Origin of the sequence: Sphingobacterium sp. BIGb0165 (assembly GCF_024810095.1) — a bacterium.
GTDB classification, from domain to species: Bacteria; Bacteroidota; Bacteroidia; order Sphingobacteriales; family Sphingobacteriaceae; genus Sphingobacterium; species Sphingobacterium detergens.
In genome coordinates, this window is the sequence record NZ_JANUEB010000007.1 from 388,892 (window position 1) to 406,587 (window position 17,696).

Consider the following 17,696-nt stretch of genomic DNA (forward strand, 5'->3'; position numbering starts at 1 on the left):
GATTTCAGTAAAGCTAAAACGGTTAACTAAAAATATTAATGATTTTTTTCTATATTTAGCTGCTGAATTAATGATCAATAAATTTTTAGAAATTTTATAAGATGGCTATAGATAAAACCGCATTATTTGAAAAAGTGCAAGAGATGTTGACATCCAAAGGATTCAACATTGAGAAGTCGGATGCAGCGCGCCCTTGGGGTGGCTTTTTTGTCATCGACGAATCCCAGGCACAAGAGTTCGCAAATGAGTATTTTGGTGGATTGGATGTTCAGGAATTAAGAATTTCAGGAAAATTAAGCCCAAAAATTCTGATCGTTGCTCCAGACAAGAGACTTTCTTGGCAATACCACCACCGCCGCGCTGAAATCTGGCGTGTTATTCAAGGCAACGTAGGTGTTATGGTTTCTGATACCGATGAGGAGTCAGTGGTATCTACTTTGAAAGAAGGTGAAACAATCAGATTACGTCAGGGACAACGTCACCGTCTAATTGGCTTGGATGGCTTTGGTATTTTGGCAGAAATTTGGCAACATACCGATGCGAACAACCCTTCAGATGAAGACGATATTGTTCGTGTTCAAGACGACTTTGGAAGATAGAAGTACTTTCTATCTATTCTTCATAAAAGGGCTGTCATCTGGACAGCCCTTTTTCATTTTCATAGTTATTCCCCGATAGACTTTTCTCCAATATTCAATATGCACAAGCTTCACTTCTACTTTGCAGACATGCTCTTTGTTTTTAAAAAGCCAATACCTACCCCCCTTTGATCAATTGATACTTCTTCATTTCATCAAATACCCCATTGACCCGCGATTAGTTATTTTATTTATTGCATATGCATTCCCGCTGGGGCATTTAGCATAACTCTTTCGACAAGTAAGACCGATCGCAATCCTATCATCGGACAAATTTCAACCTGTGTTATTTTTCAGATACTGAAGTCACATCTATTGCATCCATATTTTATCAATATGAAAATGATCAGCTAGGTCTATTCGCCTCATTCTGACCATTAATTAACCTTATGATGATTTCGTTCCAATAAATTAGCTGCCACAATCCTAATTTTTACTATTTTAGTATACGTATAATAAAATGTCACATGATGAGCAACAACGAAAACCAAAGAAGTTCTGGGATATTAAACAGTCTTAAAAAATTAATTTTCGAAGATGATCAGACAAGCTCTGCCCCTCAATCTCCGGCTCCAGCACCTGCTGCTCCGACACAAGAAAAATTAAATACTCCCACACAAACATATATGTCGGTAACACAGTCAGTAGCAACAGGCAAGACTCCGCCGCCTATTCCTATTACAGCCAACGATGGATCTACGGATCTCAAAGAAATGAAACTAAAGGTTTATGCCATCCTCGAAAAACTCAATGAACAGGGTGTCGATTTTTTTGAAGTCTGGAATGCCGCTGCTGCAATGGGAAAAGTAGAAGAAAACACCTTAAAAGCGGCCTATACCTCACTTAAGTTTGTAGATAGTTCACTATCGAAGGAAAAACTTGTGGCAACTGGCACAAATTATGCTAATAAGCTTAAAGAAACCATAGCCAAAGAGTCGGACCAGAAACAGGAGGAAAAGAAAAGGACAGAACAGGACCGAACAATGGAAATTGCGAATTTGAACAGTGAAATCAAAGCATTAACGGAAAATATCACCAAATTGCAAGATGACCTACAGAAAAAGCAGGTCGCCCTGGGACAGATTAATGAAAAGTACGAACCAAAGATCAAAGAAATCGAACAAAAAATAGCAACAGGCAACGCTGCTGTTGGTGAGGTTATTACCGAAATAAACAACGCATTGCATATGATTAATCAATCAATTACATAACTATAAATCAATGGAAAGAAAAGATCAATACATCAATATTCCTGCTGAAATAAAGACACAACTCCCCATATTTCAAGTTTTGGGAGATCATTTACCTGCACAATTAAAATCTCCGGAAGCAAAAAAAACTGCTTCTACTGTTTTCTTTTGGGCATTGCTTTTGGGCGGCGCATTTGCTTTTTTCAAATTCCTTCCCATTATGCTCGAATACGCAGGAAAGAGCATTTTATTTGTTATTTTCAGTATTATCCTGATCACCTTATTGCTTTTAGCTCCTAAGATCATCGCCCTACTGCATCGCTTGGGCACTGTACTGTTGTTCAAAGGGGAGAAATCCATTATTAGAAACAATCCCATCGAGACTTTACAATTGCTGTCCCGTGACGCCAAAGACACGTTAAAACGTGTAAAGGAAAAGATCAGTAATGTGGACGGGGTTCGCATTGATATGATTCAAAGCGGTGAAACAGCGCAAAAAACTGCGGAAGAAAAGTATACTTATGCGAAAAGGTTTACAGCTGAAGCTGCTAATCTTGATGAAAAATCAAAAGAAGAAGCCAGCAAAAATAATGCTGAGAAAGCCAATGCCTATGCAAGAGATGCCAAGGAAACACGTACCAAAGCTTTTTTGCTAGGTAAAGAAGGGGAATCCGAAGAACAAAATGCCCGTAGCTATGTGCAATACGCCAATCAGTTTGCGAAAGTACTGGAAGTCCTCAAAGACAACGAAAGCGCAGCACGTATCTATGTAAGTACATTGGATAGCAGTATTTCTATTATTTCCAAGAAGTTAGAAGCAACACAAAAAATGAAAAATGCAACGGATGGACTTGCCGATGTATTTAATATCAAAGATGGATGGGCTTTTCAGGAAGCGATGAATGCAGCTACAGGTGCTATCAGCCAAAACATTGCTTCAATTAGATCCAACTTGGATTTCTTGGATCAAAACAACAACATCACAGTCGGTGGCGCCCCTTCACAAGGAGAACTGGAAGAATTTATCCGTAAGGTCGATGAACGTAATTTGAAAGTACTTAATGTCACTCAGATGTCCGATGCGAGCTACGAACTCAAGCCAGAGGAGAAAATCGACAAAGGCTTTACATTACTAGATTAATTAACAAAACAATATCATATTATTCAAAATTATGGAAGAGAAATCGACATGGGCTAGATTAAGATGGCCTATCAAAGCACTTATTATCGCTGTACCTATTCTTGCTATTGGCTATTGGGCGATGCAATCAGGCAAATTCGACACAACCCCAACTGTTAATAAAGCAGATACAACTAGTTTCAATGCACCAGATGCAGCTACCCCGACCTCTGGAAGCGCGCGTTCATTCAATTATCAACCTGAAAAACCGGTTGATGGAGAGTATAACGGTGTTGTAGAAGTGGGCGCCTCAGGATTTAATTCCTTTGTCGTCAATATGGATAAAGAAAATCGTTGGGAAATTATCTCCAAAGATTTTGGAAAATCCTTTGCTTATGAAGGTTTAGCCAATACCGAAGATATCCGTAAAGGTTTAAAAGACTATATCGGTATGATGCTCGATAAAGGTGTGAAATCTAAAAACATCCACTTTGTTATTAGCTCTGGTGCACAGAAAGAACCTAAGACGACTGTGATTAGTTCTGAACTCAGAAAAATGGGTTTTGTTGTTAATTTAGTGACTGCCGAACAAGAAGGAAAGCTAGCGCTTAAATCTGTTCTTCCTAAAGCTTATGAAGAAAACTCTTTTGTTGTGGATATCGGTTCGGGCAACACTAAAATCTCCTGGATTGATGGTGATACCAAATCTGAGGAAGCACCTGGTGCAAAATATTATGAAAAAGATCTAAAAGACGATGCCGTTTATGCGGAAGTGAAAAAATTAGGTGAGAAAATACCTGCTGCAAAAAGAGAAGTATGTTTTATCATTGGTGGTGTTCCCTTTGAACTAGCATCTCAAACACGTCAAGGAGAAGAACGGTTTACTGTATTGAATGACCCCTCCTCTTATAAAGCAGAAAAAATAAAAACCAAAAGCGGAGTAAACATCTATAAAGCACTTAAAGATGCGACCAATTGCGATACCTTTGTATTTGACTGGGACGCAAACTTCACGATCGGCTTCTTGCTTTCATTGAATAAATAATTACATTTTACAGCAACAAAAAGAGCTGTACTTTTAAAAAAGTACAGCTCTTTTTGTATCACCATTACAAACCTTAGCCCATAAAGCTCAAAAGATATAATACTAAAAGAATCAAAAGGATCAGGGATACAATTTTCCAGACGCTGTACGGTCTTTGTCCATAAACCTTGCCATTGAAAGCATTCACCATAATTTGATAACTCTTACCTTTATATTGATAGGCTGAGAGCCAGATCGGCAACAAAATATATTTCAATCTGATCGACTTAAAATCGCTATCGATGGAATCAATGTCCTGTGTATCCCCACCAATATCATCCTCTACCTGTCGCACAATTTCACGATCCATAATAGCACGGGCAGTTCCGGCAGCCACCACATGATCAACACTGAAAGTCTCCGCGATAAAACCACTTAAATACTGTTCATTAAACGGTTTCAGGTAATCTAGGTTCCAAGGACCTATTTTGTCTGAAAATTTTTCAGGCAGTGAGGTCGATCCGGAAATAACAATATCTCTAAATCGACTATAGATCCTTCCTGAAGCCGGATACCAGTTCGTGCGGCGCTCTTCATATTCCTCCGTTTCACCGTCTGAATTACGTCGTGTCCGTGTTACATAATAATATTCCCCACGGGATCCTTCATAAGAAGAATCTACATCGGAGTCATAGGACCAAAATGGGATGTAAACACCTTTTAAACGGTCATTCCGTGTATTAAAGATTTTTTTGAAATCATTGGGGGCAAACCAGACCTTCCCTGCCCATTGTGTCAATAATCCAAACGCCTGTTTGTAGTCCACAGTGAAAGGTAAAAGCCCGTGGGGTCTGACAATACGTCTTTGCTGATGATCAATAACCAATGGCGATGCACAGAAAGCACATACATCTGCGGTAACATGCGGATTCAACCTTGAATTAGCGCCACAGTTGTTGCAATGAACAACCTCAGCTAGATAACTATAACGTTCATCTGCCACACCCTCCATCGCTTTACCAAAAACCTTATAATCCGTTGCTTCAATCTCACCGCTTACTGGCATTTCATCCACAATTTCATTTTTAGTCCCACAGTAAGAACATTCCAGATAGGAAGTTCCAGGCTGATAAGTCAAAACGGCACCACAACCTTGGCATTTTAACCTCCGATCTATTTCGGAGGTTTTCTCTTCAAAACTCATACTCGTGATAGCACTTATATCTCTAAACTCCAGGAATTGGTGGCGGGGTCTGTGAAAACAAATCCTTCAATTCTACAACTTTATCAGCCTCAGTCCAGTTATCGAGCCCTTCCTTCCATACTAACGTTGACGTGGTAAGTGTACCTTCACCCACTAATCCACGCAATTGCTCCTGATCGAAAGGTCCCTCCTGCTTGCCTTTTATAGCCAGGTAATAAGCAACGGCCTTGGGTAATGGCGGTGGCCCAGCTGATCCTGCTGCAACAGCTCCCGCACCAGCAACACCAGTAGGGTTATTCCCGTCAAAATTATTCTGTTGGAATACATTACCCATTTGTCCAACCATCCCAGCACCCAAACCTGCACCAAAGCCTGCACCAACAATACCACCACTGCTTGGATTTTCCGCTGCTTTCTCCATCGAATTGGCTGCTTGAAATTGCGCATAAGCACCAAGGTTCCCAACCACGCCCATACTACTTCTTTTATCCAGTGCTTTTTCCACTTCTTCTGGAAATGAGATATTCTCAATCAAAAATTTGGTCAAGCTCAACCCGATCTCCTCAAAATCTCTGGTTATCTTTTGTTGAATCAATGCGGAAACTTCATCGTAGTTAGACGCTAGATCCAAAGCCGGAATTTTTGACTCCGCAATAGCATCCATACCTCTTGACACAGCAATATTGCGCAATTGCTCAGTAATATCATCTACAGTAAATACCGGGGTCGTCACAACCAGCTGTTTCATAAAAACAGGGACATCTTTCACTTGGAATGAAAAATTTCCAAAAGCACGAAGACGTATCGGCCCAAATTCAGGGTCACGCAACATAATCGGATTTTTTGTTCCCCAACGTTGATTGACAAACTGACGTAGGTTAATAAAATAGACATCAGCCTTAAACGGGCTATTAAAGCCGTACTTCCAACCTCTGATGGTTGTCATAATCGGCATGTTTTGTGTCGTCAATTCATATCTTCCGGGTTGGAATACATCGGCGACCACACCCTCATTAAAAAACACCGCTGCTTGCCCCTCACGTACAGTAAGTTGCGCTCCCATTTTTATTTCATTCTGATACCTAGGAAATTTCCATACGATCGTATCAGTACTATTATCGACCCACTCGATAATATCAATAAATTCATTCCTGATTTTATCAAATAACCCCATAAATTTTTCTCTTTATAATTACTTACACTAAATGTAAACATTTCTTGGGAAATCGCCAATTTTACCAATCATATCAGAAACCATAGATATCTAAAAAATTTAGTCTTCTATACCATATATCGTTTTTATTTTTTATACTTTTGTTAGCTAAGTTCTACATAAATTTATGAGTACATATAACGAAGACAGTATTAGGTCCCTGGATTGGAAAGAGCATATCCGCCTTCGTCCGGGAATGTACATAGGAAAATTGGGGGACGGCTCGGCCTACGATGATGGCATCTATGTCTTATTGAAGGAAGTCGTCGACAACTCGATTGACGAATTTGTGATGGGTGCCGGTAAAACCATTGATATCACTGTAAACGAAAACAAAGTTTCAGTACGCGATTATGGCCGTGGAATTCCGATTGGCTCTGTCGTAGATGTAGTTTCCAAAATCAATACGGGTGGTAAATATGATAGCAAGGCCTTCCAAAAATCCGTTGGATTAAATGGTGTGGGTACAAAAGCCGTCAATGCATTATCAAGCCAGTTTACGGTACAGTCCTACCGCCAAAATATAACGCGTATCGCGCAGTTTTCCAAAGGGGAATTGGTAAATGATGAGCAGAAAGACACTACTCAACGTAATGGCACATCGGTAACATTCTATCCAGACGATTCTATTTTCAGAAACTACAAATACCGTTCAGAATTTGTAGAGAATATGATCTGGAATTATGTTTTTCTGAATTCAGGTCTTACGATCAACTTCAATGGACAGCGATTTATTTCTGAGAATGGATTAAAAGATCTATTAGAAAGGAATATTGATGCCGAATCCATGCGCTATCCAATCATTCACCTACGCGGGGAAGACATCGAGATTGCAATGACCCATGGTCAACAGTATGGAGAAGAATATTATTCCTTTGTTAATGGCCAGCATACCACACAAGGGGGAACACATCAAGCAGCATTCCGCGAAGCACTTGTAAAAACCATTCGCGAGTTCTACAAAAAAGAATTTGACGCATCAGATATTCGATCCTCGATTATTGGTGCCATCGCAATAAAAGTACAGGAACCGGTTTTCGAATCCCAAACAAAAACAAAATTAGGCTCTCAGAGTGTAGGCCCAGAAGGCCCTACTGTAAGAGGGTTTATTAATGACTTTCTCAAAAAAGCATTGGATGATTACCTGCATAAAAATCCAAGTACAGCGGATGCGCTTCAAAAACGTATTCTCCAATCTGAAAGAGAACGGAAGGATATTGCAGGGATTAAAAAGCTAGCGAATGAAAGGGCTAAAAAGGCCTCTTTACACAACCGCAAATTGCGCGACTGTAAAGTCCATTTTAGCGATAAAAACGAGCGCAACCAAGAAACGACACTTTTCATAACAGAGGGTGATTCCGCATCAGGTTCGATCACCAAATCACGTGACGTACAGACTCAAGCCGTTTTCAGCTTAAAAGGAAAACCGTTGAACTCTTATGGCATGTCTAAAAAGATCGTTTATGAAAACGAAGAGTTCAACCTCTTGCAGCACGCCCTCAATATTGAAGATGGGTTAGATGGACTACGTTATAATAATATCGTTATCGCTACCGATGCCGATGTTGATGGCATGCACATCCGTCTGCTCTTATTGACCTTTTTCTTACAGTTTTTCCCTGATTTGGTCAAAGCGGGACATGTATCTATCCTCCAAACACCCTTATTCAGGGTACGGAATAAAAAGGAGACGATCTATTGTTACTCAGATGAAGAAAGACAAAAAGCAATTGCGAAACTTGGCGCCAAACCTGAAATCACACGATTTAAAGGTTTAGGTGAAATATCACCATCTGAATTTGGTCTCTTTATCGGAAAAGATATCCGTCTTGATCCCGTTATTTTATCAAAAGACAATAAAATCCAACAATTATTAGAATATTACATGGGTAAAAATACACCAGATCGACAAAAACATATTGTCGAAAATCTACGTGTAGAAGTGGACCTTGAAGAAGAACTAACAAAAAAAGCGGGTTAAATTAACCCGCTTTTTTGCGACCTACGACCAATATTTCATGTACAACCAAACCTTAATTCTGATCCAATGTCAAGATGCCGTTGGATTAGTAGCCAATATCTCCAACACACTGGCCCAATTTCAGCTTAACATCATTACCATGCGAGAATATGTTGATGAGGAGGCGAACAAGTTTTTTGTCCGTCTTGTCTGTAATGGTCTTTTTCCTGATCAGACACAGCTAGCCAATTCCCTCGCCAAGGTACTTCCTCCCTCAGCTCAGATTCAAGTCAACCCCAGTAATCGAAAGAAAATTGTTGTTCTCGTAACCAAAGAACACCACTGTTTAGCTGATATTCTTGTCCGGCAACATTTTGAAACCTGGGGAGCAGAAATACAGGCTGTCATTGGTAATTATGACACTTTACATTCGTTTACCGATAAATTTGAGATCCCATTCCATTATATTTCGCATGAAGGTATATCGAAAGAAGATTTTGAGACACAATTAATTACCCAAATCAAACAATACGATTTTGATTATATTATTCTAGCAAAATTTATGCGGATCCTCTCCCCTTTATTTGTTGCAACATTCGAAAATAGGCTGGTCAATATTCATCATTCTTTTCTACCTGCATTTATTGGGGCAAATCCTTACAAACAGGCACATTCCCGAGGTGTAAAAATTATTGGTGCGACAGCACACTTTGTCACTGACCAGCTTGATGAAGGCCCTATCATTGTTCAAGATATTCGTCATGTCAATCATACCTACACAGTCAAAGATATGGTTACTGCCGGAAAGGAGATTGAAAAAGCCGTTTTAAGTAGGGCGATCCGCTTATTGAGTGAAGACCGTGTAATGCTCAACGATTACAAAACCATTGTATTTGAATAGTGATCACAATCACCACTTTACACGTGTAGTCATTATTTTTTAATCGCATTATTCTTGATTATTTCGTAAAAGAACTATTTAAGAATGACGCACACTTTCCATATCCCTGTATTAGGACTTGCTTTTTCGATAGACTCAGCAATCAAAGTTGCCCGTTATGGCATCTCAACGGTCATGTCTATTGTAGACGATGAGCTCATAGAGCGTATCCGGGCATATTACTGCAAACTTAACCAGCTGGCCTTTCACCCAATTCATAAGCAAGAAGAAGATTATAGGGCCAGTCGAATCACCGCTTATCTTGATTTGGTCAAGACTTTAGTCGAGCAGCAAATGGAAACGCTAAAGCAACAATCTTTTACAGCAGATTCGGATCTAACAAAATATTTTCAGTTATTGCCGGAATCTCATCCTGCTAGACCAATCTATCATGCCATGGAGATTGAGACCAATACCAGTATCAAGCGGCAGTTACAAGAATTATTGGTCGGCTATGTAAAACCCGGCGAAATCGATGTCAATATTATGTCCAAAGTGGATAAACTGAATTTCAAAAATGATGTTGCCTTGGATCAAAAGTATTCAGACGCTTCAGCTGCGCTACGCGGATTCGTCAATTCCACTTTACATTCCGCTGTTATCCTATCAGCAGGAATGAATCCTCATTTATATGCCTATCTGGCCGAATTACCAGCATTCTTTCCAAAAACTGACGGCACGTTTGACAAAAAGGTTGTTTTGAAAGTCAGCGACTTTAGATCATCACTCATCCAGGCAAAATATCTTGCAAAAAGAGGTGTTTGGGTATCTGAATTCCGGGTAGAATCTGGGTTGAATTGTGGTGGGCATGCTTTCGCTACAGAAGGTTTTTTACTGGGACCCATCCTTGAAGAATTCAAAGAAAAAAAAGAAAATTTAAAAATTGAACTATTTACAATCTATCAGGATTATTGGGCATCTCAAGGAGTACTATTAACGGATTTGCCTCCAATTAAATACACTGTACAAGGCGGAGTAGGGACAGCTATGGAGCATCAGTTTCTACTGGATTATTATAAATTTGATGCCGTAGGCTGGGGTTCCCCTTTTCTAATGGTCCCAGAGGCGACAACTGTAGACAATGAAACATTGAAAGCTCTAGAGGAAGCTGAGAAAACAGATTTTTATTGCAGTGGAGCATCGCCTTTAGGAGTACCGTTTAATAATTTTAGGCCAAGTAGTGCCGAAAAATTACGATTGGAACGCATCAAAAAAGGGAGACCGGGTAGCCCCTGCAAAAAGGAATATCTTATCGCTAATCGTGAGTTCGGAGAAAAACCGATTTGCACCGCTTCACGCGCTTATCAGTATCAAAAGATCCAAGAACTGCAGGCGCAAGGACTTACCGCAGAAGAATATAGCAGGTCATTCGATACCATAACCGAAAAAACCTGCCTCTGTGAAGGTCTCGCAGCTCCTGCCTACCTCAAATACGGCATCCAACGAAATAAAGAACAGACTGCTGTTTCTATTTGCCCCGGACCTAATCTGATCTGGTTCAAAAGGCAATATTCTTTAAAACAGATGGTTGATCATATTTATGGCCGCGGCTCTATCCTAATGCATTCAGATAGACCATTTGTGCTAATCAATGAATTAGACCTTTACATCGATCATATCCAAAAGTACGTCGAGGACAATAAAGACATCCTCAATGACAAAAAAATAAAATATATCACGAAGTTCAAGGCGCAATTACAGCTAGGGATAGATTACTATCATAAGCTACAAAATAAACTCTTTTATATCCCTAAAAGTACCCTGGAAGCCATACCATTACAATTGGAACTTGCTATGATCCGTTTAAATAATGTTCATATTTAGGTACGATATCTATTTCATGCCAAAAATAAACGCGGCAGGTCTTGTGGACCTGCCGCGTTTTATATTATTAAGTACTTGCGTTTATTCAACAGCAAGATCTACTTTGCAATTTTACGAAATTTCCCAAAAACACCCAACGGCAATTTTGGTCCTGCTGTAGCCTGTAGAAAAAGTTCGCCAATTTCTAAATTCTCCACTTTCGGAAATGCAGTTTTTATTAGATTCTCAACAATAACCGAAGAGAAACCTAATGAATAGGTATTTAAGATCAAGAAATGCTCCTTAGGATCCAGTAATTGAACAACCTCAGTCATCATCTCCATGATATGATCTTCAAGCTTCCATTTCTCTCCTTTAGGCCCATGTCCATATGCTGGTGGATCCAATATAATACCATTGTAAGTATTTCCGCGTTTTAGCTCACGCTTGACAAATTTCAATGCGTCCTCAACCATCCAACGAATATTGTCGAGATTGGAAATCTCCATATTTTCATTGGCCCATGTAACAACCTGCTTAATGGAATCGACATGTGTTGTATCCGCTCCTGCAGCTTTAGCTATTAATGAAGCTCCTCCTGTATAGGCAAAAAGATTTAAAACTTTAGGTTTTTCAGTCTTGAAAGAACGAACAGATTCCGAAATATAATCCCAATTGACAGCCTGTTCAGGAAATATACCAACATGCTTAAACGAGGTAAGGCCCAACCTAAACTTGATCGCTACATCATCGTTTTTATATTGGATATGCCAACGATCTTGAATCTTCGGATTTTTTTTCAACCATTCTCCAGAGGTAGCTGAACGCCCCTTGAACTTGATATGATAACGTTTGTTCCATTCTGCATCGCTCAAAGCCTTAGGCCATACAGCTTGTGGTTCGGGTCTGATTAATACAAGATCTCCAAAACGTTCTAATTTTTCAAAATCACCACAGTCAATGAGCTCATAGTCCTTCCAGTGTTGTGGGGTCAATAGTTGTATATTCGTTGTTGCCAAAATCAAAATTTTCCGACAAAACTAAGCTAAATTTCTTTCATATTGAAATTTAGCGTTCGCCCATCTTACTTAAAAATAACATTCGTAAGATTAAAACATATAAAAATTCCATGTAAATCAATAAAGACACAATCTGTACAAAAAAAAGCTATTGATTACAGATTTCAATCATACGCTTCCTTTTCAGCATTTATTATCCCATAGAGGCCTTTGCACTTTTCATCAACGGGCTTGCAAATACAAAATTATTTAACTCTTCGACATCAGACCGCATCATATCTTTATTGGATCCCTCCCAGAATTTCTGCCCTTTATATAAAAACAGAATATATTCACCTATTCCCATAACCGAATTCATATCATGGGTCACAACGACCGTTGTACACTTTAATTCTTGTGTAATTTTAAGAACCAGCTCGTCGATTACAATAGAGGTTTCAGGATCCAAACCTGAGTTGGGTTCATCACAAAAAAGATATTTGGGATTCATACTGATTGCACGTGCAATGCCTACCCGTTTTTTCATCCCTCCGGATAGCTCCGCGGGGAACAACTTGTTGCGCCCCTCTAAATTAACTTGTTCCAAGCAATGGTTCGCACGGTCCAATTTCTCAGATTTAGACATATCTGTGAACATATCCAGCGAGAACATAATATTCTGCTCGACTGTCATTGAATCGAATAAGGCCGAATTTTGGAACAGCATACCTATTTCTTTCCGGATGGGCACGCGTTCCTCAAAATTCATCCTCGTGAAGTCCGTTTGGTCAAACAACACTTTTCCTTTTTCCGGATGATGTAATCCGACAATACATTTTAATAAGGTACTTTTTCCCGAACCAGATCCACCAATAATTAAACTCACTTTTCCAGGTTCAAAATTTGCACTGATCCCCTTTAAAACATGGTTATCACCGAAAGACTTATTAATATTTTCAATTTGAATCATATGATCTTTTTAAAGCATTAATGCTGTAATCACATAGTCTGCTGCCAGAATGGTAATACATCCAACGACAACAGCTTCAGTGCTCGCTTGTCCTACTTCTAAGGCCCCTCCCTTCACTTTATAGCCTTTATATGCCGACACGGAAGTAATAATAAAGCCAAATACAACAGCCTTTACAAGTGCTACGGTCACTGTAAATCCATTAAAATTATCTTGAATACCTAAAATATAATCCGCTGGAGTTACAGCTCCAGAAAGAGAGCCACCCAGTAGACCACCTACTAGTGCACAGACTATGGCGATAATAACCAGCATCGGAATCATAGTCACCCCTGCCAATATTTTAGGCAATATGAGATAACCCGGAGCGTTTATCCCCATAATCTCCAATGCATCAATCTGCTCAGTCACACGCATTGACCCAATCTGGGAAGAAATCGATGAGCCAATTTTCCCCATCAGTACCAATCCTGAAATCGTAGGTCCTAGCTCCAAAATATTTGAATCCCTATTGATGGAACCAATAATCGAATTTGGAATTAGATCGGAAACCATCTGAAAAGCGATCTGCATGGTCATTACCGCTCCAATAAACGTGGAAATGATCACAATAAGTCCTAAAGATCCTATGCCAATATCGGTCATTGTCAGCATGGTCTCTTTCCAATAGATACGCCCTTTCTCCGGCCTTTTAAAGACTGACTTCAGTAGTATTAGATACGCACCAATGTGATGAAAAATCATATTATCAATTTAAATTCTATGTATTATACAAACCAAGCACGATGTTTGGCCCATGTATCCATTAAAGGTACTTAATTCCAACAAATATATAAACAAGCGAAAACCTAAAAAGTAGGAGAAAAACAAAATTACTTACCGATCAATTAGTCACATTTACCGAATTTTTATGTATAATAGCCTAATCTTTCGTACAGTGTCTAACAAAGCGATTTACTTTTGGGATATATAACAAACGGAATTAGTCATGAACACACAACGTATAACAACTGGAATTACAATTCTTTTTATAGGGATTGTCTTATTATTATCCCAACTTAACAGTATTTCCTTTAATTGGGTAGGAATTTTCAGATATTGGCCATTATTTATTGTCCTCGCTGGAATCCGTATGCTGGTCCCTAAGGATCAACAAATCGGACAGTTTATTGCTATCGGTGCTACTGTAGTTATCCTGGGTTTTCTTACATATATCGGATTATCTACTCCAAAAGAACCTCTTTTGACGCAATTATTAAAAAACAAAGGGGTACAGATCGATATGGACGATCCAAATGATAAGACCAACTATACAGCACAAAAGCTACAAGTCCCTCTAGACGATAAAATCAAAAGCGCAAATTTAAACATCGATTTAGGCGCTACATCCTTAAAAAACGATAGTACAACTACATCTTCAATTTTCACCGCATATAATACCTCTAGTGAATATCTTTTGGGTATGACTACCCATGGTGAATCTTCAGATAAGATTGATATTAACTTAAAAGGTAAATTCAAAGACAAAGATTTTAATAGCAAAAATAACAATACCTACATCGCACTCAATCCAAATATCGTATGGAAGCTGAACTTTGATATTGGTGCAATTGATGCCAAATTGGATCTTTCACCATATAAAATTGAGGTATTGGATATTGATGCCGGAGCGACAAGTCTAAAATTAAAACTTGGACAACCTTTAGCAACAACAAAAATATCCATGGACGCCGGTGCATCTTCGATCGAAATTGCAATCCCTAAAAATGCAGCATGTCGTATCACCAGCGATAATGCCCTGTCATCAACTTCTTATGAAGGCGATTTCCTAAAAATGGATGGTATGGTAAAATCAACAAATTATGATGCAGCGACTGAAAAATTTGATTTTGACATCAATGGCGGAATTGCTTCAATAAAAATTAGAAGATATTAATTGACAGCGATTTTTTAGTCAAGAAAAGCTAACTTTGTGTTATATATGAACACAAGTAATATGTTGACTTTACCAGGGATCTATTGCAATTCCAAGGTAGAATATTCGAGATGGAAAACAAGGGAAATTCAGATTGGAGATATCCCTATGGGTGGAGACAACCCGATCCGCATTCAAAGTATGACTACTGTGGATACAATGGATACACTGGGCTCTGTAGAGCAGACTATTCGAATGGTAGAAGCGGGTTGTGAATATGTTCGTATCACTGCACCAAGTATAAAAGAAGCTCAGAATCTAGCAAATATAAAAAGTGAGCTTCGAAAAAGAGGATATAACGTACCCTTAGTGGCAGATATCCACTTTACACCAAATGCCGCTGAAGTTGCGGCCCGGATAGTCGAGAAAGTTCGGGTAAACCCAGGTAATTATGCCGATAAGAAGAAATTTGACCTGTTATCATATACTGAAGCGGAATATAAATTAGAACTAGAGCGTATCTACACCAAGTTTACTCCGCTGGTAAACATTTGTAAAGAATATGGCACCGCCATGCGGATTGGTACAAACCATGGTTCCCTTTCAGATCGAATTATGAGTCATTATGGGGATACTCCTGAGGGAATGGTAGAATCCGCCATGGAGTTTATCCGGATGTGTGAAGATCTAAATTTCTATAATCTATGTATTTCAATGAAATCCTCCAACCCGCAAGTAATGGTCAAAGCCTACCGTTTGCTGGTTGAAAAGATGGTTTCTGAAAATATGAATTATCCGCTACATCTTGGCGTGACGGAGGCCGGTGATGGAGAGGATGGTCGTGTGAAATCTGCTGTAGGGATAGGTACACTTTTAGAAGACGGACTTGGCGACACTGTACGGGTTTCCCTGACCGAAGAGCCTGAACGCGAAGCTCCAGTAGCAATTGCGTTGGTCAATAGATATAGTCAGCGAAAAACGGTTTTGGCCAATCAACCAAAAGAAGAAATCACGCAGCTCTCTTCAGATAGTCCAGTTGTTTCCTATCAGAGTCAAGAGGTCAATACCTTCATCGGCGGTTCGCTGGTACCCAGAATTGTGACAGATATATCGAATGAAAACCTGAAAGACGCCCAAATTCTTACAAAAGTTGGCTACCGTTATGATATCCTTTTGGATAAATATCATATGGGTGAGCAATCCGTAGATTTTGTTTATCTAGGGGATCATTTGCCTTCATTTAATATGCCCGCAAATTTAAAACAGGTATATAATTTTGGGACATGGTCCAATCTTAAGGACAAAACAAATATCCATCCACTCTATACGCTGGAAGAGTTTGTACATGCAGACAATAAGGATAATGTGTTGAATATGGTAAAAATTCGTAATACGGATTTAACGAGTCCGCTATTTGAATCATTGCCGTTAGACAAGACTATTGTATTTATATTAGAAACCGATCATACGCATGGAATGGCCGATCAACGGCAATTTTTCCGAAATCTGCAAGAAATCGGCATTGATAATCCTGTCATTATCAAAAGATCCTATCGTAAAGAGGATTTTTCAGGTCCTATGGGCGAGTTTATGAACCCCGAGGAGCCTATCTCGAAAATACAGCTATATGCTTCCACAGACATGGGTGCATTGTTAATTGATGGTTTAGGTTCGGGCATATGGATTGATTCTCCGGCGACCCCGTTAGAGAACATTGCATCTCTTTCCTTCGGAATACTGCAAGCAACCCGCTCAAGAATATCAAAAACAGAATATATCTCCTGTCCAAGCTGTGGAAGAACATTGTTTGATCTTCAGGAAACCACTCAAATGATTCGGAGTCGCACCAATCACCTCAAAGGCTTGAAAATTGGCATTATGGGTTGTATCGTGAATGGCCCCGGTGAGATGGCTGATGCAGATTATGGATATGTAGGAGCTGGTCCTGATAAGGTAACCTTATATAGAGGCCAAGAAGTCGTCAAAAAGAATGTCAGTTCAGCACAGGCATTGGACGAATTGATCAAGATCATTCAAGATGATGGGCTATGGATTGATGAAGTACAAGAATAAGCGATAATATAATAAGTAAGGGGATCATTTGATCCCCTTACTTATTATATTGTAAATTCAATTTTTTTTTATCAATTGAGTCTTCTCGTCTTACTTAGCGAACAGAAAATCTTTTTACCACAGTCTCAGATCCAGCAACAACGCGCACAAAATAAAATCCAGTTGTCAATTTGCCACCATGTTCAAAAGAAAGATTCTGAACACCAGCGTCAAGATTTCCATTCATCAGTTGTAGAATTTCATTGCCTAAAGCATCCATGACTTTAATAGACACACTAGATGACTTTGCCAATTTAAAGGAAAGATTGACTTGTTCGGCAATTGGATTATAAAATACTTTAACGTTATTGATCAGTTTCTCAGTATCCTTAATATTGTTATCTCCAAATCCCTCATTACCGTTCCAAGTAGCTTGCAAAAAAGTATGGTCATCAGGAGACTTCGCATACACTTGACCTACCCCGCTGCACAAGGTCAGTGTGGTAATAAGTGTTAAATAAGCTGCTTTAAGTAGATTTCTCCCCATAGTGTTAAATTAGACTTCAAATATTGGTTACGGTTTAATCAAATATAACGCTAACTATTTGAATTATCAACAACAAAGTTAGTATTTTGTTTAAAATTTTTTGAGGTAAAGTAGGGATCGAT

Annotated in this window: 15 protein-coding genes; 9 read left to right on the forward strand and 6 right to left on the reverse strand. The window is 39.2% G+C overall.

The window, feature by feature from the left end:
- Window positions 1-143: 143 nt before the first annotated feature.
- From M2408_RS18245 to M2408_RS18260, 4 genes are all read left to right on the forward strand, one after another.
- Window positions 144-599 (forward strand): phosphoheptose isomerase, encoded by a 456-nt coding sequence (locus tag M2408_RS18245; RefSeq protein WP_223581170.1) that lies wholly within the window; start codon window positions 144-146, stop codon window positions 597-599.
- 506 nt (window positions 600-1,105) lie between these two features.
- Window positions 1,106-1,849, forward strand: a complete 744-nt coding sequence (locus M2408_RS18250; protein WP_259184602.1) for a hypothetical protein — start codon at window positions 1,106-1,108, stop codon at window positions 1,847-1,849.
- Window positions 1,850-1,859: 10 nt separating this feature from the next.
- Window positions 1,860-2,969 (forward strand): hypothetical protein, encoded by a 1,110-nt coding sequence (locus M2408_RS18255; RefSeq protein WP_259184604.1) that lies wholly within the window; start codon window positions 1,860-1,862, stop codon window positions 2,967-2,969.
- Window positions 2,970-3,000: 31 nt separating this feature from the next.
- A complete protein-coding gene (locus M2408_RS18260; RefSeq protein WP_259184606.1) occupies window positions 3,001-3,993 on the forward strand; it encodes a hypothetical protein in 993 nt (330 codons plus the stop codon).
- 73 nt (window positions 3,994-4,066) lie between these two features.
- Here M2408_RS18260 and M2408_RS18265 read toward each other — a convergent pair whose 3' ends face one another.
- Both M2408_RS18265 and M2408_RS18270 read right to left on the reverse strand, forming a co-directional pair.
- A complete protein-coding gene (locus M2408_RS18265) occupies window positions 4,067-5,176 on the reverse strand; it encodes a zinc finger domain-containing protein (protein ID WP_259184607.1) in 1,110 nt (369 codons plus the stop codon).
- A gap of 22 nt (window positions 5,177-5,198) precedes the next feature.
- A complete protein-coding gene (locus tag M2408_RS18270) occupies window positions 5,199-6,350 on the reverse strand; it encodes an SPFH domain-containing protein (protein ID WP_259184609.1) in 1,152 nt (383 codons plus the stop codon).
- Between the two features lie 166 nt (window positions 6,351-6,516).
- Between M2408_RS18270 and M2408_RS18275 the strand changes: the two genes are divergently transcribed.
- The 3 genes from M2408_RS18275 to M2408_RS18285 all read left to right on the forward strand — a co-directional run bounded on the left by M2408_RS18275 (window position 6,517) and on the right by M2408_RS18285 (window position 11,113).
- On the forward strand, window positions 6,517-8,370 hold the full coding sequence (locus M2408_RS18275; RefSeq protein ID WP_120262205.1) for a DNA topoisomerase IV subunit B: 1,854 nt from the start codon (window positions 6,517-6,519) through the stop codon (window positions 8,368-8,370).
- Window positions 8,371-8,407: 37 nt separating this feature from the next.
- Window positions 8,408-9,250, forward strand: coding sequence for a formyltetrahydrofolate deformylase (gene purU / locus M2408_RS18280; RefSeq protein WP_259184621.1), 843 nt, complete (start codon window positions 8,408-8,410; stop codon window positions 9,248-9,250).
- Between the two features lie 84 nt (window positions 9,251-9,334).
- Window positions 9,335-11,113 (forward strand): hypothetical protein, encoded by a 1,779-nt coding sequence (locus M2408_RS18285; RefSeq protein ID WP_259184631.1) that lies wholly within the window; start codon window positions 9,335-9,337, stop codon window positions 11,111-11,113.
- 98 nt (window positions 11,114-11,211) lie between these two features.
- Here the strand turns inward: M2408_RS18285 and M2408_RS18290 are convergent, their stop codons facing one another.
- The 3 genes from M2408_RS18290 to M2408_RS18300 form a co-directional block, all read right to left on the reverse strand.
- Entirely contained in the window at window positions 11,212-12,117 is a 906-nt protein-coding gene (locus tag M2408_RS18290) for a class I SAM-dependent methyltransferase (protein ID WP_259184635.1), read from the reverse strand.
- Between the two features lie 187 nt (window positions 12,118-12,304).
- Window positions 12,305-13,060, reverse strand: coding sequence for an ABC transporter ATP-binding protein (locus M2408_RS18295; protein ID WP_120262201.1), 756 nt, complete (start codon window positions 13,058-13,060; stop codon window positions 12,305-12,307).
- A gap of 9 nt (window positions 13,061-13,069) precedes the next feature.
- Window positions 13,070-13,804 (reverse strand): ABC transporter permease, encoded by a 735-nt coding sequence (locus M2408_RS18300; RefSeq protein WP_120262200.1) that lies wholly within the window; start codon window positions 13,802-13,804, stop codon window positions 13,070-13,072.
- A 244-nt stretch (window positions 13,805-14,048) separates the two neighbouring features.
- Here M2408_RS18300 and M2408_RS18305 point away from each other — a divergent pair, with 244 nt between their 5' ends.
- Window positions 14,049-14,996, forward strand: a complete 948-nt coding sequence (locus M2408_RS18305; RefSeq protein ID WP_120262199.1) for a LiaI-LiaF-like domain-containing protein — start codon at window positions 14,049-14,051, stop codon at window positions 14,994-14,996.
- Between the two features lie 45 nt (window positions 14,997-15,041).
- Complete coding sequence (gene ispG, locus M2408_RS18310; RefSeq protein WP_259184669.1) at window positions 15,042-17,048, forward strand: (E)-4-hydroxy-3-methylbut-2-enyl-diphosphate synthase; 2,007 nt, start codon at window positions 15,042-15,044, stop codon at window positions 17,046-17,048.
- 94 nt (window positions 17,049-17,142) lie between these two features.
- Here ispG and M2408_RS18315 read toward each other — a convergent pair whose 3' ends face one another.
- The gene (locus M2408_RS18315; protein ID WP_259184670.1) at window positions 17,143-17,574 is read right to left on the reverse strand and encodes a T9SS type A sorting domain-containing protein; all 432 of its coding nucleotides are present in this window, start codon (window positions 17,572-17,574) and stop codon (window positions 17,143-17,145) included.
- Between the last annotated feature and the right edge of the window lie 122 nt (window positions 17,575-17,696).